Raw genomic sequence first — 19,850 nt, 5'->3', positions numbered from 1 at the left:
AGACATATAAATGAAATCCGTAGAGGGGTTGGATAGAGCAGTTTGGGTTAAGGTTTTACGGAGTCTCAGGGTTAGAACTCAACCAACCGATGCAGCTCAGTTGAGTTGGACTGAGAAGGCATAATCATAAGGTTGCGATCGAGAATCGAGCTTGAGCCTGTAAGTGCCACTGAGCGGTAGTTTGCCTGTCCAGCGCGTAGTCTGACTGCGATCGCTTGTCTCACCTAGGGAGGTGCCGTCTGGAGCCATGATGCCTGGTAAAGGACCGAGCCCGCCAGTATCAATTGTGAGAATTTGTCCTTGCACTCCGTTCAGTAAGTATTGGTGAACTCCTGAGCTGGCAAAACGGCCAGCCACAGTAGCGGGGCGGTGATTGGCAGGGAGGGTAATCGACTTAGTTTTGTTGTCGTAGTTTCCACCTGCATGACCCTGCCGCTCAATGGTGGCCTTTACCACTGGTGTTAACTTCTCTTTCCAAAAGCGAATCTCCGGAAACCCATTGACTTGGCTCAGGACATCTTGCCAGCGCTGCTCTTGGAAGGCTTGTTGCGCGGCTTGAAAGCGAGTTTCTGCCTGTTGCCAATCTTGTTGCCACTGGGCGATCGCGAGTTGAGCTTCGGCGTAGGCAATGCTGTTTTTGGAAACCGCTTTGGCTAAAGCCATTGCTACTTCTAAATTGCCTGCTTGGTATTGCTCAGTGGCTGTCGTTAATAAAGTCGGGCCAGCATCTACAGGCTGAGTCGCGCTAGCTGGAGTAGCAGGTCTGGGAGCAGGGACACCATTGGTCGTGGGGCAACTGGTGATCGTCAGCGACTTATAAACCCACCCTGCAATCGGAGCCTTGGTTTGCAACCACTCGTTTTGTTCAATTAAGACAAAGAGGCGGGTGCCATTGGTGAGTTGGCCCACGACATTATCTGAGGCGACCACTGGGCTAGCCCGCACATTTAAGGGTGGCGTCGGATCACTAACGAGTGTGATGCAACTTTGCGACTGAATCACTTTTGCAGAAGCCTTTTCGGATACCCCAATAGCTGACCCTGTGGAATTAGCGCTGGAATTTACCGTGGAAATCGAGCTTCTATAACCCATGTAACTAATGCCTGCTACGGTTGCGATCGCCGCTATCCCGCAGCCCACCCAAACGGGAAGCTTTTTCATATCTAAAACGCTGCTGTGATACACCCCAATCAAATTTTCTCAAAGAAGTGCGATCGCCCCCGATACAATAAAGCAATGGCACCTCCGACTCGAAAACAATTTGGTCAACATTGGTTGCGCAGCGATAAAGCTCTCAACCAAATTATTAAAGCGGCAGCTCTAGCACCGAGCGATCGCGTACTCGAAATTGGTCCTGGCACAGGCATTTTAACGCGGCAATTAATACAACAAGCTCAATCAGTTGTAGCGGTAGAAATTGACCGAGATTTGTGCGCCCTCCTAGCCAAGAAATTGGGACCAAAGGAAAACTTTTTGCTACTTCAAGGGGATTTTTTAACGCTGGATTTAGAGGCTCACTTAACGCCTTTTCCACAGTTTCAAGCGCCCAAAAAAGTCGTTGCCAACATTCCCTATTACATTACTGGCCCCATTCTAGAAAAGCTGTTAGGCAATATCGCTCAGCCTGCTGCCTCACCGCTAGAATCGATTGTTTTATTGGTGCAAAAAGAAATTGCCGATCGCTTGTGTGCCAAACCCGGTTCTAGAGCTTATGGCGCATTGTCTGTTCGGGTGCAGTATTTGGCTGCGTGTGAGTTCATTTGTGATGTGCCTGCCAAGGCTTTTGAACCACCACCGAAAGTAGATTCGGCTGTAGTGCGCTTACGTCCCCGACCGACAGAACCGCCCGCCCAAGATCCTAAGCAGTTGGCTAGCTTGGTCACAATGGGCTTTGCCACGAAGCGCAAGATGTTGCGAAATAATTTGAAAAGTGTGATCGATCGCGATCGCCTGACTCAATTGCTGGAACAATTAAACGTGAACCCACAAGCCCGCGCCGAAGATTTGAGCGTAGCTGAATGGGTGGCTTTAAGTAATTTGTTGACACCTGCATGCGCTCCTACTCCTTAACTGCCGCAGCCAAAATTAATCTGCACCTAGAAATCATTGGCGATCGCCCAGATGGGTTCCATGAGTTGGCGATGGTGCTCCAAAGCGTTGACCTCTGCGATCGCATCGATTTGCGCCCACTTTCTACGGACCAAATCCGAGTGCATTGTAACCACCCGGAAGTGCCTGTCGATCAGCGAAATTTAGCTTACAAAGCTGCTGCGCTGATGGCCGCAGAATTTCCTGACACTTTTGCTCAGTATGGTGGCGTAGAAATCAATATTCACAAACAAATTCCGGTCGGCGCAGGCTTGGCAGGGGGGTCAACCAATGCAGCGGCAGTGCTGGTCGGGTTGGACTTGATGTGGCAACTAGGTCTCACTCAGTCAGAACTCCAAGAGTTGGGGGCTCGCTTAGGCTCAGATGTGCCGTTCTGCGTTGTTGGCGGCACCATGCTAGCAACAGGCCGTGGCGAAGAACTCGCGCCTCTACCAGACCTGAACCAGATCTATGTGGTTCTGGCTAAGTACCGCAGCCTCTCAGTTTCTACCGCTTGGGCCTACCAAACCTTCCGGCAACAGTTTGGGCATGCTTATGTATCCAATGTCCAGGAACTAGAAACTCGCAGGCAGCGCGTCCATTCAGGGCCGATGGTAGCGGCGATCGCCCATCGCAACAGCACCGAGATTGGGCAGCGCCTTTACAACGACTTAGAGCGGATTGTGTTGCCAGAGTACCCCCAAGTGCAGCGTTTGCGAGAGCAGTTTCAGCAGCAAGGCGTATTGGGCACGATGATGTCTGGCTCGGGTCCTACCGTTTTTGCCCTCACCGAATCGCAAACGCAAGCAGAGCAAGTCCGGGAACGAGTACAGGCGGCGATCGCAGACCCAGATCTAGAGCTTTGGGTAGCTCCCCTCACCAACACCAGTATTCGGATTGCCTCTTCCCGCCCGGTTTAATTTGCCTGCTCCTTAGTTCTACAGGAAGAATTATGGCTAACCCCACGCCTCCCCCCAAGTCCAACTCAGCTTCAGAAGCTCAAGCTCTCCCTGGTCCATTCCGTTGTTTAAGCGGCGCTTTGATCTCGGGTAGTCTGGCCTTTGCTGGCTATAAACTCACGATGTCGATCGCCACTACCTTTGCTGCCAAACCAATTCACTCGGACAACGCAACCGTGCTCAATATCGCTTCTGCCGTCCGAACTCTAGTAGTTGGGGTGGTAGCCCTAGGTGCAGGTGTGTTTGGCTTCGCGGCGCTCGGCCTCCTAGCCTTAGGCGTGCAAGTCGCGATCCAACGATTCAGCCAGCCTCATCCCCCTGCTGATCCTTCCTAAGGCAAGTCAAGAGACGGAGAGCTTTTGAGTTTTTTGCAATTCTTATCATTCCCCAGACTTTTCCCCACGGTTTCCACAGCCTTTCCACAGAAACAGCCTAGTTTTTCCACAGGTTAGGAGGAGTTTTCCACAGGCTAAGTATGTAGAACCGTAGCTTTGAGCCAATTTGGGGATTTTTCAGTTAACCCCCTCTGGAAATGAGAATGCCTAAATTCTTGTAAAGGAAAGTAACAAGAAATGCTCTCAAAAGCTGATTCTATCGTAAATCTTTTTTTTATCTGAAGGCGATCGCAACATTTCGAAGCATTGACAACCCTCCCCCCTGATAGCGCAAAATGATGCGACCCACTTAAATGCAACGCGGAGTTCTGATGGTCGCAGTTGGAGCTTGTAGCAGTTGCTGAGCGCGCTAGCTTCACCCATGCTCTGATGCTTCCACATCAGAGCATGGGTGAAAGGTGTTCCCGTAAGCTAGATCGGCGCTGCTTTCTGCTGTAACCTTTTTGCCGTCAGACAGGCACTAACCCGCATCCTATCCATTTCACCTTGGTCCAAGTAGAGGTCCTAATGAACGCAACCGTCAGCATCCTGGCAGAAATTCCTGAAGCCCTTCACGAATCTCTGTCTCACTATCTCGAATCCCATCCTGATTGGGATCAAGACCGTGTTTTTTCGGCAGCGTTGTCGCTGTTTCTACTCCAAAACGGAGATGGCGATCGCCGAGCCGCTCGTGTTTATCTGGATACTTTGTTTAAACATCCGGTTTAAGTTCCAATTGGGAGCTCCCACTTCAGCCCAGCTCGGGTGAATTTGGGCCAAGCTTGATACTGACTACTGCAAAAATTTAATAGTTGACTTCAAGACCGCTATTTTGTCCAGCCTGCGCCTGCTTTCGTGCTCAACCAAACCCTATAAGCTTCTTGCTGCGTTAAGGTAGGGCTTGGTATTAAGCAACGAATCATTCTCTACATCCAAGACTATGCAGCTCAGGCTGGAGCGGCTTTATACCATCAGGGACTTTGGCTATTTCAGGTGCCACTACCCGTTTAATATTCTTCACTTCAGGTTGATGGGCTTGATGTAATCGTTCCCTAACTTTAGAGACGATTCAGTGCCTCATCGCGGCAAGATGACCAAGTTTAAACTTGGTTATAGTAGACGAACTTACCTTAATTCACAAGTTCATATGGCGGTTAATCCTGCTCCGGTTGCTGTTTCTAGGCCAGCAGCGCAGAACATGCCAGCTCTCAGGCGGGTCTTGGAAACCATTCGTGCTGATAGCTGTCCCTACTCTTTCAACTTCCACATGCACACGGCCCATTCCGATGGCCAATTGCAGCCTAAAGACTTAATCGAACAGGCGATCGCGATCGGTCTAAAAGGTTTGGCTATTACCGACCACCACAGTGTCAGCGGTTACCGCATCGCACAGCAATACCTAGACGACTGGAAATGGCGGTCAAGCTCCCTGAGGAGTACTAGCAGCAATACTTGTCAGTCTGTGCCTTATTTATGGACAGGCGTGGAAATTAACGCCGATCTCTTAGGGATTGAGGTCCATATTTTGGGATACGCTTTCGACCCCGCTCATCCCTGCTTACAACTTTATCTACAACACCGAGCCGTCCAAGGCAACGCCTACCAAGCAGCAAATGTCATCACTGCCATTCAAAAAGCTGGAGGTTTAGCAGTGTTGGCCCATCCAGCCCGCTATCGGCGATCGCCGATAGACCTCATTCAAGCAGCAGCTCATTTAGGGATCGATGGCATTGAAACTTACTATGCCTACAACAACCCTAATCCTTGGAAGCCCAGTCCTAGCCAAACCGAGCAAGTTCAGAAGTTAGCAACTCACCACCAGCTCTTAAGTACCTGTGGAACCGATACCCACGGCCTAAACTTACTACAGCGCCTGTAATTCTAAATTTAATCACTTTTGCTGAAGCACTGGAGATAGCGACTTAACAGACTACCTCTCAGTAACTTCTGCAATTTTATAATTTGAAAAGTCTGCTTGTAAAAATCAAGAAGCGTAAAGTTTTCTTATCTTAAGGCTCCGCTTTGGAGCGCTACTAATCCCACAATACCGATACTGCTAACGACCAAAAGTAGACCCATCGAGAGCGATTGACCTAGATGATTAGAAGCTTTCATGTTTGTCTCCACGTCTAAGGAATTTTACTGAGAATATCAGCCCTTCTCAGATTGAGACATAAGATGACGAAAACTTAATCTAAATCAATCTAAGTTAAAAATAATGGAAGCTTTAGCTCATTAATTTTTAACTTTTGTAACTAACCTGAAATTCCACAGTTTTCATTTCGTTAAGCCATGCTCAAGTGCGTACCGGACTAGTTCAGTACGGCTGTTGGTTCCAGTTTTGCTAAATAGACGGCTGACGTACTTTTCTACATTCCGCACACTCGTGTCGAGGCGGCGAGCGATTTCTTTGTTCATCAATCCCTCAGCAACTAGGTCAAGCACACTCTGTTCACGCGGTGTAAAATCGACTGGGATCGGAGCAGGAGTCGCCGAGATCGCGTTTCGCTGGGTTAGGAGGGCTTTAATTTCAGCAATCTGGCGAGCCATATCGGCAATATCTGGAGTTTCTCCATCTTCTGTGCCAGCCCTAGCAGTTCGACGTCCTAGCAAATTTTCCACGATCGCGACTAGTTCATCGGGGTCAAAAGGTTTGGGCAAATAAGCATCACAGCCTGCTTGATATCCCTGAATGCGATCGCTGGTCATGCCTCTAGCAGTTAGGAAAACTACTGGCAGTGCCTTAAAGCGGGCATCTTCTCGCATTTGCTTCAGAAACTGGTAGCCATCTACTTGCGGCATCATCACATCGGAGATCACCAGATCAGGTAACTTTTGTTGTAGTAGTTGCCAACCCTCCTGAGCATTGCCAGCAACGTCTACAGCAAAACCACTGTCTTCTAAATAAGCTTGCACTGCTTCCCGCAAACCAGGTTCATCATCTACCAACAGCACCTGTCCCGCCATCAATCGTTACCTACTATGTAGCATCAATCATTTTCTTAGCATTTGCCCTTAAAAGTCTCTACCGAGGGCAAGAAATTCACCGTATTTATGGCTTTGAACAACAATCCAGAAGGTTAATTGATGAGTTTGAGCTAGTTCAATTAATCTTAGAAATCGCTATAACAAATGATCAAATTACACTTTAGAAAGCAGTAGATCTAGATTGCTTGAGTTGCACTTGAATTCTTGAGTCGCACTCAAATTATAGGCCGTTGAGTAGCACAGATCAGTTCTCAGTATGCTCTGATCATCATTTCCGCCTAGATTCAGCTCTGAATCTCAATACGATCCTTTATAAAAAAAACTAGTACTTCACTCAATAACTAGCACTTCTGCTTCCATAATTTCTTTACCCCTGCCCCAAGGTGTCATCCAAATGATTAAAGTTCTACAAGCCCCCATTGATCCGGTTGTAGTCAGGCAAAAATTCTCGATTGTAGGAACGACCTCTCCAGAAAATGCTGGTAAAGCTATCGGCTTAACTATCGATGACCAGATTAAAACTTCCGGGCCAGTTGTGGGTGCAGACGGAGCTTGGCGGGTTGAGTTTGTCTTTTTACAACCTGGTAACCGTCAGCTAGAAGTGGCGATCGCGAATGAAAGCGTAGATGTGCCGATCGAAGTAGTAGCTGAAGCGGTCAAACCGATCATCTCGCCCCGCCTGCGTTTTGCTCCACTACCTCAAAATGTCCGTGCAGAAGAAGCTTTTATTCTGCGCGGCTTTGCGGATTCTTACCAAGAAGGGGATCAGCTAATTCTTAGAGCTGACAAAACGATCGAACTGGCCCGACCACGGGTGCAGGCAGGTCAGTGGCAAGCAAGTTTGCTATTTCACGGTTCTGGCAAACGCCTAATCGAAATTATTGGCTCCGACCAAGACCGCGCTCAAACCACTTTGGAAGTGCAGCCCGCGGCATTACAAGTACTGCCCCGTAGCATTTGGACAAGCAAGCCCACTCCTTCGGATGTGGCTAATCTGCAACCTCGGCGGATTACCATGCATCACACCTTTGTTAGTCCTACCTTGTCGCCTAGTGCCAATCAGAGTCAAGAAATCCAACGGATGCGGCAGCTTTGGCAAAGCCATGTTGGCGGTAATGGCTGGAGCGATATTGGCTATCACTACGTAATCATGCCTAGTGGCAGAATTTACGAAGCTCGCTTTGAACGGAAACGTGGAGCCCATGACGTGATTAATGATGGTCTGGGAATCGCCTTCGATGGAGTTTACACCAGCGCCACCATCAGTCCTGCCCAGTTTCAGTCTGCTGTCGCTCTGTGCACGACCCTATGCAAACGCTATGGCATTGATGATCCGGTGAAACTTGTACCAACGCCCACCAATACCTTTGGGATTCGTCAACTCCCCCGGATTTGTGCCCATCGCGATCGCGTGCAAACAGAATGTCCCGGTTCTGGAGGAGGCCGAACAATACGCCTAGAAGAAATTCGTCAAGCAGTCAGACAGCGCCTGTAACTGGAATGCCTTCAGATTGAATCCTAAGATCTAAATCTGAGAGAGGTACACCTAAAATTTCTCAAATTGCCCTTCACCCCACTAGCAGCAAAATTATGCCTAAAGTTGTGATCGGAGTGATGGGGCCTGGGTCTGAGGCAACTGCCCTAGACCTACAAAATGCCTATACAGTCGGTCAGTTGATTGCTACAGAAGGGTGGGTGCTACTCACGGGTGGACGCAATGCTGGCGTAATGCAGGCTGCGAGTCAAGGTGCCAAACAAGCAGGCGGACTAACGATAGGAATTTTGCCCAGCGCTGACAGGGCAGCAATGTCAGAGGCAGTCGATATTCCTGTCTTGACGGGCATGGGGAGTGCCCGCAACAACATTAATGTGCTCTCTAGCCAGGTGGTCATTGCCTGTGGCATGGGCGCAGGAACTGCTTCAGAAATTGCCCTAGCCCTTAAAGCTCAGAAAAAAGTGATTTTGTTAAATAAAAATGCTTCTAGTCAAACTTTCTTTAAAGGTCTGGCTCCCGAATTAGTATCTGTCGTAGAGCAGCCAATTGCAGCGCTTGAAATAATCAAGGCTTTTTTAAGTGATAAAGATCACGTAAATAGAGCGCTGGAATAAATCTAATCAGCGGGCAAATTAGGCTGAGCAATAGTCCTATAAACCACTCTTTAAGATTAGCGCTAACGATCTGTGTAAATAAAAATTAGCTAAATTTCAGTAATACTCACATTTGCGATCACCTGGCCTTCAACTTCTACTCATCCTGCTAGTTCACCGAATTTCTGACTGACAACCTCTAGATTGATGTCAAGGGATGGTTACTAAGACAGTGTCAAAGAAACGCTTCCTCTGGGCAAACTAAGGTTAGCGCGTGAAGTACTGAACTATATTGCTGGGGTGATTGTTGTGGCGGACAATACAGGCATCAATACCAATAAAGACAAGTTCTTCTATCCAACCGGGCGGTATTACGGTGAGTTCACACCTGAATATTTAGCCTTTAATGCTAACTTGCAAGAGTTTACTCAACGGGTTTCCATTATTTGTGGCTTAGAAGCAGGCGGCAAAATCTCTCCGACAGAAGCTTATGAGGAAATTCAGAAGTTATGGCAGCAGCTCAAAGTTTCTAAGCAAAATTTGTTAGATCAGCAGCGCCCCCGCCAAGTTGATTTACCTGATGGAAATTAAGTTGCTGCTGTGCTTTCTTAGGCCACCGAGCTAAATTACTCAGACCTGAATAATCAAAATTCTGAATTATTCAAAATACTGAGTCACAATCTGTAGAATTCGCTCAGCCGCTCGTCCATCTCCAAAGGGATTAACGGCAGTTGCCATCTTTTCATAAGCAGTGGGATGACTCAAGAGGTCAGTCGCTGCATTGATAATGTCCGCTGGTTGGGTTCCCACTAGCTTAGCCGTGCCAGCCGCGATCGCTTCGGGTCGTTCCGTGGTTTCCCGCAAGACCAATACGGGCTTACCTAAGCTAGGCGCTTCTTCTTGCAGTCCGCCGGAGTCTGTCAGTAGCAAATAGCAACGTTGGATTGCCCCAACTAAATCAGCATAATCTAGCGGTTCAGTCAAAAAAGCCCTAGGATGTTTGCCTAAAAGCGCTTGCAAAGGTTCTCGCACGGTCGGATTGCGGTGTAGCGGCAGCAATAACGCGGTGTCAGGGAACTTATCGAGAATTTCTAAAAACCCCTGACCAATATCTTGCAACGGCTCACCCCAGTTTTCTCGGCGGTGTACTGTTGCCAGCAGCACTCGATGTTGCTGCCAGTCTAAGCCTGGAATATTACAAACAGGGTGCTGCGCTGCCACAGATAGCAAAGCATCAATCACCGTATTACCTGTTTGGTGAATTTCGCCTACCACACCAGAGCGTTGTAAATGCTCTACAGCCAGAGTCGTCGGGGCAAAATGCAGCTGAGTCAACTGCGAAATCAACCGACGATTCGCTTCTTCTGGATAAGGGTTGTAGAGGTCATCCGTTCGCAGACCCGCTTCCACATGACCCACCGGGATTTTTTGGTAAAACGCTGCGAGGGCAGCAGCAAATGCGGTAGTAGTATCGCCTTGTACTAAAACAATTTGCGGCTCAATTTCCTTAAATAGACGCTCTAGCCCCTGCAAACTGCGGCAAGTAATATCAGTGAGAGTTTGCTGAGGTTGCATAATTGCCAAGTCTTGATCGGCTTGCAAGTTAAACAGTTGCATCACTTGTGCAACCATTTCTCGATGTTGACCTGTCAAAACTACCTGCGTGTCGAAACGCTCAGAACGCCGAAACTGTTGAATTACGGGGGCCATTTTGATGGCTTCGGGGCGGGTGCCTAACGTCACGCAAACTCGAATGGGAAATTGCTGCATTGAACTGAATCGATTGTAAATAACAACTCACGCAAAGGCTTTTCCTAGGCTAATCGCCTCTACCAACCTGCCTCACTTCATAACACTTATACCCGATACCTGACTCTCCTATACCTGCCTGTTGCTGCTTCCCCAAGACATGGGACACAGTAATTTCAATCTCTTTGATACTTTGACAAAGTTACGGGGGAACCCTGAGCAAGATGGAAGTCAATAAAATGCTTTCGACCAAAATCTTTGGCTTAGGTATATACGTTAGAAAAGTTTTGCAGTTACTCTATGGAATGATAGGTAGTTGCGTATCCTGACAAAAAAGTCAAGCCTTTCATCCAGGAAGTTAAGGCAGTCGGGAGCTTGAAGCTTTTCCCAGTCAAATCTGCATCGGCTTGACAGACTTCTACGGGTTGTTTGCATCTCAACGTTCTTGTAGAGAAGTAGTATATGACAGAATCACAGCGCCCACCCATCTCGCCGCCCCCTGCTCCTGGTCCCCGCGTACCTCCACCGCCTCCACCCCCCATGCGGTCTGCTGCCACTACTGTACCTACAGGGGCTACTCAGCAAATGTCTCCCCAGACGATGCCTATGCCAACGGCTACCGCAGCTCAAAACCCTGCGCCGCCCCCAATGGCTCCTCCACCAGCGCCTCCTGGGTCTCCTGCTGGGCACCGTCCTGGTGCGCCACCGAGTTCTCCTAATGCGGCTCGCAAAACCAATACTGGCGCACCCACCCTAGAGCAGTTGGTCCGGGAAGCTTACGATAAAGGCTTTTCTGACGTTCACTTGGGAGTTGGTGAAACTCCGCGCTTCCGGAACCGGGGAGAAATTGACACGACGAACTACCCCGTCACAGATGAAGCCACCTTTATGAGTTGGTTGCGAGAAATTTTGTCTGATGAGGAAATTCGGCGTTTTCAAGACACGCTAGATTTTGACGGTGCCTCTCAGTACGACTTTGCCCGCATCCGGATCAATATTTTTGATTCCCTACACGGCCCTGCAATGGTGCTGCGATTGATTCCGGTGAAGATCTTGACGATGGAGGAACTCAGCCTACCTCCGGTCTTCCGCGATTTGTGCCATTACCACAAAGGCTTGATCTTGGTGACAGGGCCAACAGGTTCCGGTAAGTCCACCACAATGGCGGCGATGATCGACTACATCAATAAGGAGATGCCGAAAAACATCATCTCTATTGAGGACCCGATTGAATTCGTCCATAAAAGTCGGCGATCGCTGATTAAGCAACGGGAAGTCGGGATTAACACCCTCAAGTTTGATAACGCACTGAAAGCCTCTTTGCGGGAAGATCCAGACATCATCCTGATCGGGGAGATGCGCGATCGCGAGACAGTGAACACGGCACTCAAGGCAGCGCAAACAGGTCACTTAGTGTTTGGTACCTTGCACACCAACAGCGCTGTGAAAACGATTGAGCGGATTCTGAACCTCTATAACCCAGAGGAGCAAGGCCCCATGCGGATTCAGGTAGCTGAGTCTCTCATCGGTGTCATTGCTCAGGGTCTCGTGCGGACGACCGACGGCAAACGGGCCGCGATTCACGAAATCATGATCAACACTGATGCCATCCGTGACTACATTAAGCGGGGCGACGTGGATGAAGTCGAGGCGATCATTCCGAAATGTACCTTTGACGGTATGTGCACGATGAACCAGTCGCTGTACAAACTCTACGAAGCAGGTCGGATTACTGAGGAAACCGCACTAGAAGCGTCGCCTAAGGCGAACGAAATGGCTATGACCCTGAGAGGCCGTATCTAGCAAGAGCCAACTCACTCAGCTTTAGGGTAAAAGTATTTTCTCTAACTCTACCCGTGAGTTTCTGTTACATTAGTCATCCAATTCAAGCAACTGCTTTCACCTAGAAAGTAGTTGCTTTTTTCCATAGGTTAGTTCAGCGCAGTGCTAGATTAAATCCTTACAATTTCTATACATGATCTCCTAGCTGTAAATATCTCTTGAATCAAGCTCGCTCTTCACCGCCACAACTATTCAAAGGCATTGCCCTATTTACGCCCAAAGGGGACCTAATTTATTGCATCGATCCAAACAAGCAAAAGCGTTGGCATTTGCATTTATGTGTGGCTTTGCAAGAAATTTTGGGCTTACCGGAACCGCCTCACTTTCTCGTTCCTTGCTACACTGCCACAATCGATCGCTGGCTTGATCCTCAAACTAAGCAGGTGCGCGTGTTTGCAGAGGCATATCCCCCGGTTTTACGTCATCAAGCTTTGCTCAATGCTTTATTTGAAACCAAACATTTAGCCTGGCAACCTGTGGCGATCGCTGATGGCTTATGTGACCCCATGGTTTTGGCCGCTTATCGCCGTCAATTTCCCCAACTGTGGGAATCGCATGAATTGATTGTCCGTTTCGACCAAAACTTTTCTCGTTGGGAAAGTGCTCCTACGGCACCGTCGCGATCGCTCCATGAGCTAGATGAGACGCTTGTGGCATCTAAGCGCACCACCCAGGGATATGTGCTCCGATTGTTTGTATCTGGGCATAGTGCGGCAACTGAGCGAACTCTACAAACCTTGCATGAACTTTTAGAGAATTCGCTGCATCACCCCTATACACTCAAGGTCATTGATATTCTGAAGCACCCCGAACAAGCAGAGACAGACCAAGTTTCTGCTACACCGACGCTGGTGCGGGTGTGGCCTCATCCAGTGCGGCGCATTGTGGGAGAGCTAGATAATGTGAACCGAATTCTACAGGTCCTTGGCACACCAGATAGCTAGCTAAGAACTAGAGGGTGAAGTCTGGCCAACAAAGAGTTGGGCTGCACAAGCCAGGAAAGGTCAAAGTGGAGACAGTTAAGGTATCTAGAGCAACGCAGCGAATGGCATGGTTGTTGGTATCCGCTACATACAGGCGATCGCCCCAAATACTGAGACCAGAGGGTTCGGCAAAAGAGCTATCAGTACCTTGCCGATCTTGATGCCCAGCTTGTCCATTGCCCACCAAAGTTTGACAATGCTGAGTGCTTAGGTCAACTCGCTTAATTTTGTGATTGTAGGTGTCTGCAACCCACAAGTTTCCTTGAGCATAGGTAATGCCTAAACAATGCTGAAGGCGCACCGCTTCCCCTATGCCATCTACGTCACCGAAGCTAAATAACTCTCCGCTGCCACAGATGGTTCTAACTTGATAGTTTGGGCCTAAGCCTATGCCCCGAATGGCACTAGTTTCACTATCAGCTACATAGAGTTCTTGCCCATCTGTAGTAATGCCGCTGGGCTGAGCAAAAGCTGCCTGCGTCGGTTCTCCATCGACCCCTGCTTCTGCGCCACTACCTGCATATGTCTCGATAAATCCAGTTAATAAGCGCAGAACCCAAATTTGATGTGGTCCTGCCATCGCAATGAGTAGGCGATCGCCTACTTTTTCGACATCCCAGGGAGAATTTAACGGCGTTTCTAAAGCCAATCCTTGCTGGGGTCGAATTAAACGGTTTTGGATTCCGGTGCCAGCGATCGTATCTACCCGTTGTTGCCTCAGGTCAACACGACGCAGCGCATGATTTTCGGCATCGGCTACATAGAGAAGCAACTGGTCTGAGTCAAAACTCATCCCTTGAGGCGCAAAAAATTTGGCTTCCGCAAAAGTGCCATCCACTAACCCAGGTTCCCCAGTCCCGATCACGTGTCGCACTTCACCTGTCAGCATCGCTATAACTAGCCGATGGTGACCAGAGTCAGCCACAAATAACCAAACTTCAGCCCCCACCTGCCCAACTAAAACTTTACCTGGAAAAGCAAGAGAGCTAGTCAGGGGTTGCTGTTGCTTTTCCAGGGTGAAGCTCAGTTCTTTTAAGCGCAAAGTTTCTTGAGTTTGGGAGTTTTGTAATAGCTCGTCTAGTAAAGCTTCTAGGCGATCGCGGCTGACTTCCCCAGTCAAAGAATGCCGCACATACCCAGCAGGGTCAATGATGACTAGAGTGGGCCAAGCTCGAACCGCGTACTGCTGCCAAACTTCAAACTCACTGTCTACCAGCACCGGATGTTCAACGTCGTAGCGCAGAACTGCCTGACGGATGCTGTTTAGCTCTTGCTCGTTGGTAAATTTAGCGGAGTGAACTCCAATAACCGTGAGGCGGTCTTTGTACTTTTGCTCCAGGTATTTCAGAGTTGGCAAGACATGGAGGCAGTTGATGCAGCCGTAGGTCCAAAAGTCTAACAAAACAAACCGACCCCGGAGCGATCGCAGCGTCAAAGGATGAGCTGTGTTCAACCAAGGTCGGTCTTGTGGGAGTTCTGGGGCTCTAACGCGAGGCATGAGTATCTCCTAGCAATCAAGCCCCAAAGTTTTTAAGGAGTTTCGAGAGATTCTACGTTGTCAACCGAACTGCCAGCCTCAACTTCTGTACTGCTATCGGGCGAATCAGTAGTTGCAGGTAAGCTGGGAGCCGCAAACTTCTCGCGCAGTTGCTGTACGCGATCAGATGGCTCTGGTGCTTGAATGATAGGCACTTCCTTAGGCGCAGCAGGGACAATCGGTGCTGGCTGCGAACGTTTACGAATCGTTGGAGCTGTCTGCTGCGGTAGCGTAGGCTTGAGCTTTGGTACCACAACCTCTGGCAAGGCAGGAGTCACAATTGGCGCGGGCATCACAGGAGCAGGAGTTGCCTGGTGCAGCCGCTCAAAAATGTCTCCATACTTAGACTCCAGCGTTGGCTCTGGGACTTCAGGCTCTGCTACAGACGGCTCTGGGCTAGGAGCGATCGCGGGTTCCGCAGCTTCTACGCCAGGAGTTACTTCTGGAGCCTCGACCGCCTCTGGTGCTGGAGGCGCAGCCGGAGCAGGCACTAAATTCCGCAAACGATTAAAGAAGCCACCCGGTTTAGATTCAGTCGGTTGAGCTTGCGGCTCTGCCTCTATCGCTGGAATTTCCGTCTCCACTGGAGCAGATTCAGTCGTGTCAGTTGGGACTGCTGGCTCTACGACTGGAGTTTCTGTGACCTCTGGTGCGATGATCTCTGGCGCGAGGCTGGGAGCAGGCGGACGGAGATTAAAGAACCCAGTTGGCTTGGAAGTTGCAGGTGTTTCAACCTTAGCGGGCTCCTCAGCAGCTTCAGGCGATCCAGTACGAGTCGCAGCAGGGGTTGGCTCTATGTCACTAGAAGTTTCTGGAGTTGGAGCTTCCAGTAAGTCTGGCAAAGTGGGCGCATCAGTAGGAACTGGAATCACAGGGCTAGGCGCTGACCGACGGAAGCGGTTGAAGAAACCACCCGATTTGGGCTTTGCAGTCTCTAGCGGCTCTCGGGTTACTGCTGGTGATTCTGTTTCTTCGTCAGGCATAGAAGGAGGGATAGATTCCAGTGGCTCTGGAGAAGGCGCGATCGCCGGTTCTGGTTGAGTTTCTGGGAGAGTCTCAGGCTCAGGAGTCTCAATCACTTCGGGCTTACTTCTAGGGACGAAGTTTGGCTTCGGGGTGGTGTAAATCGGAGCAGCTGGACTCCGGAAGCGATTGAAGTAGCCACCTGGCTTGGGAGCCTCTGGTTGCTGAATTTGAGGTAGAGCAGGAGATTGGTTGGCCTTTGGCTCAGGCAGAGTTTCTGTAAAAGGTGTGGGAGAGAATTGCTCTTCTGATTGTTCTTCTGGCAACTCTTCTACAGGTTGCTCTTCTACCGCAGGGCTGCTGGGTACTGGCGCGATCGCCTCAGGTTCAGACGCGGGAATTTGCAACTTATAGTTTGGATCGACAATGCCCTGCGCTTGTTCTGCTGAAATTTCGCCTCGGACCAGCTTAGACAGCGTATCTTGGCCGTTGAGTTCGTAAGTAATTAGTCGCACCGTATTGTTAAAGGCATTCCCAATCGGCTTACTCTTCTCATCCAGCAACTCTAGCTGTACCCAGTTTTTACCGGGCTGAAAACCTTTGAGGTAAAGCGGTTGCCAGCGCTCGAAGATAAAACTCTCGCCATTAATAGTGCAGCGAATCCGCCAATCGGAGATGTCGTCATCGTCTTCTTCCTGCGCTACTAAATGTAAAGGCGCATTCGTGAGGTAGAAGTCGAGCATGATTGGCTCAGCTCCATACTCTCCCTTGGGGCGGCTATAAGTTAGCAGCGGTTGTTCTAAATCTGGCGTATTTTCTTGGGTCTTAGTAAAGACATGAAAAGTCGTCTGAGCGTAGGCACCCTCATTCTTAAAGCTTTCATGCCAAGGCCGCGAGGCAAAGACTCGTAGCGTATGGGTTCCGGGTGCTACATCTTTCAAGATCAAAGGTTGCTCAGCGTTATAAACAGCCTCATAAGGCTCATTGTCTAAAATCACATGTAAATGTGGCCCTAGGCCCAGTTGAGCATCTTTGAATAGAGGTAAATCTGTGACTTGGAATCGCACCGATACAGTGTTGTCTTGCAGCACTTCACTCGGGCGAGGGCTAAGAATCGAGACTTGAGGCTGATATTTTTCTAGGCTTTGCCGCAGTGTTTGAATGACTTCCGGCGGAGAAACTTCTGAGACTTTGCCTGCTTTTCCTACAAGTTGAGGAGATCCGGCGGGACTAGGAAGTCGCGCTTCGGAGCGATCGCCACAGCTTACTAGGCCCATCACCAAACTGACTGCTACTAGGAATGAAACGAAACCTTTAGCAGCACACCGCCAATTCATCGCAAACACGCAGCATTACTCCTAAGCGACCGACATCAAAAATCTTTACGCAAGTCGTTCCTAAGGAACTATAACGAAAAAGGCTTTCACTCCCCGATTGGACCTCAGTTGAGTATGAGTCATTGCGGAGTTACAGCACGATATTACTCTAAGGCTAAAACCTATATTCCCAGGTCTTGTCACTTGGAAAAAGCTAGTTCGCCTGCTTTTCAGCCAATTTAGCTAGAGCGTGTCGCAGCGTGCAGTAGGAGTAACCTGACCTAAAAGTGGGCTTTACTAGCGATCATTTTTTTACACTTCTTAGCGCTATGTGAACTTATGCAAATCTCCTTGACATTTTGCTCAGCATCACAAAACGTCAAGCTCAGACCCACTAATGGTTTAGACAACTTGAATTATTGTTAACTGCTACGTAAACCCAACCTAAGGCAAGCCTATAATTCACCTTGAAGCTCCCCTCAGGCACTCCGCATCATACTTCAACCTCTCGCGGGACGATAATGATGGCGATTGCATTCTTTTCTGAATCCCAAATTCAGATGGGGTTACAAAGCTTAGTTCAGGTCTCATAAACTTGGATGCGGCTTCTGTAACGGTTCAGAAAAGGGCTCTAGGTGAATTCACAGCACCTCTGAGGGTGGGAGATTCCTCGTTCCTTGTCTAAAGAGAGGAGAGTCTCAATGGCAGTTAGTCCACAGGAGCGAGAGGCTAAAGCAAGGGTGGTCGTTGACAAAGACCCAGTTCCTACTTCTTTCCAGAAGTGGGCGCAACCAGGGCACTTTGACCGGACCCTCGCTCGAGGACCCAAAACCACTACTTGGATTTGGAATCTTCATGCCCTCGCTCACGATTTTGATAGTCATACTAGTGACTTAGAAGACGTATCCCGTAAAATCTTCAGTGCTCACTTTGGCCACCTGGCTGTAGTGTTCATCTGGCTCAGCGGGATGTATTTTCATGGCGCTCGCTTTTCAAACTATGAAGCTTGGCTGGCTAACCCTCTAGGCGTTAAACCTAGCGCTCAAGTGGTTTGGCCGATTTTTGGCCAAGAAATTTTGAATGCAGACGTAGGCGGCGGTTTCCAAGGTATTCAGATTACCTCTGGTTTCTTCTATATCTGGCGCGCTGCTGGCTTTACTAATACCTACCAGCTATATGTCACCGCTATCGGTGGTCTGGTAGCAGCTGCTCTGATGCTGTTTGCTGGCTGGTTCCACTACCACAAACGGGCTCCGAAGCTGGAGTGGTTCCAAAACGTTGAGTCTATGCTCAACCACCACTTGGCTGGTCTATTCGGTTTGGGCTCGCTATCTTGGGCTGGTCACCAAATCCACGTAGCACTGCCTATCAATGCCTTGCTAGATGCAGGTGTTCCAGCTGATCAGATTCCTCTGCCCCACGAGTTCATCCTGAACTCCAACTTAATGGCAGAGATTTTCCCCAGCTTTGCTAAGGGTCTAACTCCTTTCTTCACCTTGAACTGGGGTGAGTATGCAGACTTCCTGACCTTTAAGGGTGGTCTGAATCCAGTGACAGGTGGTTTATGGCTAACTGACACTGCACATCACCATTTGGCGATCGCAGTTCTATTCCTGATTGCTGGTCACCAGTACCGTACCAACTGGGGTATTGGCCACAGCATCAAAACCATTCTGGAAAATCATAAAGGTCCCTTTACAGGCGAAGGCCATAAAGGTCTTTATGAAAATCTGACCACTTCTTGGCACGCTCAACTGTCGATCAACCTAGCAATGGTTGGTTCCTTGAGCATCATCGTGGCTCAGCACATGTACGCAATGCCTCCGTACCCATACTTGGCGACGGACTACGCGACACAGCTTTCCATCTTCACTCATCACATGTGGATTGGTGGCTTCTTCATCGTTGGTGGAGCTGCTCACGCTGCGATCTTCATGGTGCGTGACTACGACCCAGTCGTAAACCAAAACAACCTCCTAGATCGCGTCCTGCGTCATCGGGATGCCATCATTTCTCACCTCAACTGGGTGTGCATTTTCTTGGGCCTCCACAGCTTCGGTCTGTACGTTCACAACGACACGATGCGGGCTTTGGGTCGTCCCCAAGATTTGTTCTCGGATTCTGCAATTCAATTGCAGCCTATCTTTGCCCAGTGGATTCAAAATGTTCACACCTTAGCCCCAGGTGGTACTGCTCCTAACGCGCTGGCTCCTGCTAGCTATGCGTTTGGTGGTGGTGCGGTTGCTGTCGGTGGCAAGGTCGCAATGATGCCAATCGCCTTGGGTACGGCGGACTTCATGGTTCACCACATCCATGCGTTCACCATTCACGTCACTGTCTTGATCCTGCTGAAGGGCGTACTTTTCGCTCGCGGCTCTCGCCTAGTTCCTGACAAAGCCAACCTGGGTTTCCGTTTCCCTTGCGACGGTCCTGGTCGTGGCGGCACCTGCCAAATTTCTGGTTGGGACCACGTCTTCCTAGGTTTGTTCTGGATGTACAACTCCATTTCGATCGCAATTTTCCACTTCAGCTGGAAGATGCAATCGGATGTGTGGGGTACTGTCAATCCTGATGGCACCGTGTCTCACGTCACGGGTGGCAACTTTGCTCAAAGTGCAATCACGATCAACGGTTGGTTGCGTGACTTCCTCTGGGCACAAGCTTCTCAGGTCATTCAGTCCTACGGTACAGCGCTGTCTGCTTATGGCTTGCTGTTCCTCGGTGCTCACTTCGTTTGGGCATTCAGTCTCATGTTCCTGTTCAGCGGTCGCGGCTACTGGCAAGAACTGATTGAGTCTATTGTCTGGGCTCACAACAAACTGAAAGTGGCTCCTTCTATCCAGCCTCGTGCTTTGAGCATCATTCAAGGTCGTGCTGTAGGGGTGGCTCACTTCCTCCTGGGAGGAATTGTCACAACCTGGGCATTCTTCCTAGCTCGATCAATTTCGATAGGATAAGGGCGA

16 protein-coding genes are annotated in these 19,850 nt (G+C 49.4%); 11 read left to right on the top strand and 5 right to left on the bottom strand.

Annotation, left to right across the window (positions count from 1 at the left end):
• Positions 1–96: 96 nt before the first annotated feature.
• Positions 97–1,161, bottom strand: a complete 1,065-nt coding sequence (locus NDA01_RS08435; protein WP_348227585.1) for an SH3 domain-containing protein — start codon at positions 1,159–1,161, stop codon at positions 97–99.
• Positions 1,162–1,236: 75 nt separating this feature from the next.
• Between NDA01_RS08435 and rsmA the strand changes: the two genes are divergently transcribed.
• The 5 genes from rsmA (at position 1,237) to NDA01_RS08410 (ending at position 5,300) form a co-directional block, all read left to right on the top strand.
• Positions 1,237–2,070: a 16S rRNA (adenine(1518)-N(6)/adenine(1519)-N(6))-dimethyltransferase RsmA gene (gene rsmA, locus NDA01_RS08430; protein ID WP_190435029.1), complete on the top strand. Its 834-nt coding sequence runs from the start codon at positions 1,237–1,239 to the stop codon at positions 2,068–2,070.
• Positions 2,052–3,008, top strand: a complete 957-nt coding sequence (gene ispE / locus NDA01_RS08425; protein WP_190551221.1) for a 4-(cytidine 5'-diphospho)-2-C-methyl-D-erythritol kinase — start codon at positions 2,052–2,054, stop codon at positions 3,006–3,008. Before rsmA ends, ispE begins: the two co-directional genes overlap by 19 nt.
• 32 nt (positions 3,009–3,040) lie before the next feature.
• Positions 3,041–3,382, top strand: a complete 342-nt coding sequence (locus tag NDA01_RS08420; protein ID WP_348227584.1) for a DUF3082 domain-containing protein — start codon at positions 3,041–3,043, stop codon at positions 3,380–3,382.
• A 567-nt stretch (positions 3,383–3,949) separates the two neighbouring features.
• On the top strand, positions 3,950–4,150 hold the full coding sequence (locus NDA01_RS08415) for a DUF2811 domain-containing protein (RefSeq protein ID WP_190435020.1): 201 nt from the start codon (positions 3,950–3,952) through the stop codon (positions 4,148–4,150).
• 469 nt (positions 4,151–4,619) lie between these two features.
• The gene (locus NDA01_RS08410) at positions 4,620–5,300 is read left to right on the top strand and encodes a PHP domain-containing protein (protein WP_348227583.1); all 681 of its coding nucleotides are present in this window, start codon (positions 4,620–4,622) and stop codon (positions 5,298–5,300) included.
• Positions 5,301–5,698: 398 nt separating this feature from the next.
• Here NDA01_RS08410 and NDA01_RS08405 read toward each other — a convergent pair whose 3' ends face one another.
• Entirely contained in the window at positions 5,699–6,388 is a 690-nt protein-coding gene (locus NDA01_RS08405) for a response regulator transcription factor (RefSeq protein WP_190435018.1), read from the bottom strand.
• 415 nt (positions 6,389–6,803) lie between these two features.
• Here NDA01_RS08405 and NDA01_RS08400 point away from each other — a divergent pair, with 415 nt between their 5' ends.
• From NDA01_RS08400 to NDA01_RS08390, 3 genes are all read left to right on the top strand, one after another.
• Positions 6,804–7,904, top strand: a complete 1,101-nt coding sequence (locus tag NDA01_RS08400; RefSeq protein WP_348227582.1) for a peptidoglycan recognition protein family protein — start codon at positions 6,804–6,806, stop codon at positions 7,902–7,904.
• A 95-nt stretch (positions 7,905–7,999) separates the two neighbouring features.
• Positions 8,000–8,518 (top strand): TIGR00725 family protein, encoded by a 519-nt coding sequence (locus NDA01_RS08395; RefSeq protein ID WP_348227581.1) that lies wholly within the window; start codon positions 8,000–8,002, stop codon positions 8,516–8,518.
• Between the two features lie 288 nt (positions 8,519–8,806).
• On the top strand, positions 8,807–9,088 hold the full coding sequence (locus NDA01_RS08390; RefSeq protein WP_348227580.1) for a DUF7219 family protein: 282 nt from the start codon (positions 8,807–8,809) through the stop codon (positions 9,086–9,088).
• A 66-nt stretch (positions 9,089–9,154) separates the two neighbouring features.
• On the opposite strand, the gene wecB is transcribed toward NDA01_RS08390, so the two are convergent.
• A complete protein-coding gene (gene wecB, locus NDA01_RS08385; RefSeq protein WP_348227579.1) occupies positions 9,155–10,267 on the bottom strand; it encodes a non-hydrolyzing UDP-N-acetylglucosamine 2-epimerase in 1,113 nt (370 codons plus the stop codon).
• Between the two features lie 441 nt (positions 10,268–10,708).
• Between wecB and NDA01_RS08380 the strand changes: the two genes are divergently transcribed.
• On the top strand, positions 10,709–12,049 hold the full coding sequence (locus tag NDA01_RS08380; protein WP_190551232.1) for a type IV pilus twitching motility protein PilT: 1,341 nt from the start codon (positions 10,709–10,711) through the stop codon (positions 12,047–12,049).
• A 197-nt stretch (positions 12,050–12,246) separates the two neighbouring features.
• Positions 12,247–13,032 (top strand): circadian clock KaiB family protein, encoded by a 786-nt coding sequence (locus NDA01_RS08375; RefSeq protein ID WP_190562316.1) that lies wholly within the window; start codon positions 12,247–12,249, stop codon positions 13,030–13,032.
• 7 nt (positions 13,033–13,039) lie between these two features.
• Here the strand turns inward: NDA01_RS08375 and NDA01_RS08370 are convergent, their stop codons facing one another.
• Together NDA01_RS08370 and NDA01_RS08365 are read right to left on the bottom strand one after the other, a co-directional pair.
• Positions 13,040–14,569 (bottom strand): thioredoxin-like domain-containing protein, encoded by a 1,530-nt coding sequence (locus NDA01_RS08370; RefSeq protein WP_348227578.1) that lies wholly within the window; start codon positions 14,567–14,569, stop codon positions 13,040–13,042.
• Positions 14,570–14,601: 32 nt separating this feature from the next.
• Positions 14,602–16,917, bottom strand: a complete 2,316-nt coding sequence (locus tag NDA01_RS08365; protein ID WP_348227577.1) for a hypothetical protein — start codon at positions 16,915–16,917, stop codon at positions 14,602–14,604.
• Positions 16,918–17,588: 671 nt separating this feature from the next.
• Here NDA01_RS08365 and psaA point away from each other — a divergent pair.
• Positions 17,589–19,844, top strand: coding sequence for a photosystem I core protein PsaA (gene psaA / locus NDA01_RS08360; RefSeq protein WP_190434996.1), 2,256 nt, complete (start codon positions 17,589–17,591; stop codon positions 19,842–19,844).
• Positions 19,845–19,850 lie beyond the last annotated feature (6 nt).

The organism is Trichocoleus desertorum AS-A10 (genome assembly GCF_039962155.1).
Classification (GTDB): Bacteria; Cyanobacteriota; Cyanobacteriia; order FACHB-46; family FACHB-46; genus Trichocoleus.
This window is presented reverse-complemented; position numbering and strand designations above follow the sequence as displayed.

What these genes read in the sequence shown, in the direction of transcription:
- NDA01_RS08435 (WP_348227585.1), bottom strand. Translation starts at nt 1,161, where the DNA reads ATGAAAAAGCTTCCCGTTTGGGTGGGCTGCGGGATAGCGGCGATCGCA.
- rsmA (WP_190435029.1), top strand. Translation starts at nt 1,237, where the DNA reads ATGGCACCTCCGACTCGAAAACAATTTGGTCAACATTGGTTGCGCAGC.
- ispE (WP_190551221.1), top strand. Translation starts at nt 2,052, where the DNA reads ATGCGCTCCTACTCCTTAACTGCCGCAGCCAAAATTAATCTGCACCTA.
- NDA01_RS08420 (WP_348227584.1), top strand. Translation starts at nt 3,041, where the DNA reads ATGGCTAACCCCACGCCTCCCCCCAAGTCCAACTCAGCTTCAGAAGCT.
- NDA01_RS08415 (WP_190435020.1), top strand. Translation starts at nt 3,950, where the DNA reads ATGAACGCAACCGTCAGCATCCTGGCAGAAATTCCTGAAGCCCTTCAC.
- NDA01_RS08410 (WP_348227583.1), top strand. Translation starts at nt 4,620, where the DNA reads ATGCCAGCTCTCAGGCGGGTCTTGGAAACCATTCGTGCTGATAGCTGT.
- NDA01_RS08405 (WP_190435018.1), bottom strand. Translation starts at nt 6,388, where the DNA reads ATGGCGGGACAGGTGCTGTTGGTAGATGATGAACCTGGTTTGCGGGAA.
- NDA01_RS08400 (WP_348227582.1), top strand. Translation starts at nt 6,804, where the DNA reads ATGATTAAAGTTCTACAAGCCCCCATTGATCCGGTTGTAGTCAGGCAA.
- NDA01_RS08395 (WP_348227581.1), top strand. Translation starts at nt 8,000, where the DNA reads ATGCCTAAAGTTGTGATCGGAGTGATGGGGCCTGGGTCTGAGGCAACT.
- wecB (WP_348227579.1), bottom strand. Translation starts at nt 10,267, where the DNA reads ATGCAGCAATTTCCCATTCGAGTTTGCGTGACGTTAGGCACCCGCCCC.
- NDA01_RS08380 (WP_190551232.1), top strand. Translation starts at nt 10,709, where the DNA reads ATGACAGAATCACAGCGCCCACCCATCTCGCCGCCCCCTGCTCCTGGT.
- NDA01_RS08370 (WP_348227578.1), bottom strand. Translation starts at nt 14,569, where the DNA reads ATGCCTCGCGTTAGAGCCCCAGAACTCCCACAAGACCGACCTTGGTTG.
- psaA (WP_190434996.1), top strand. Translation starts at nt 17,589, where the DNA reads ATGGCAGTTAGTCCACAGGAGCGAGAGGCTAAAGCAAGGGTGGTCGTT.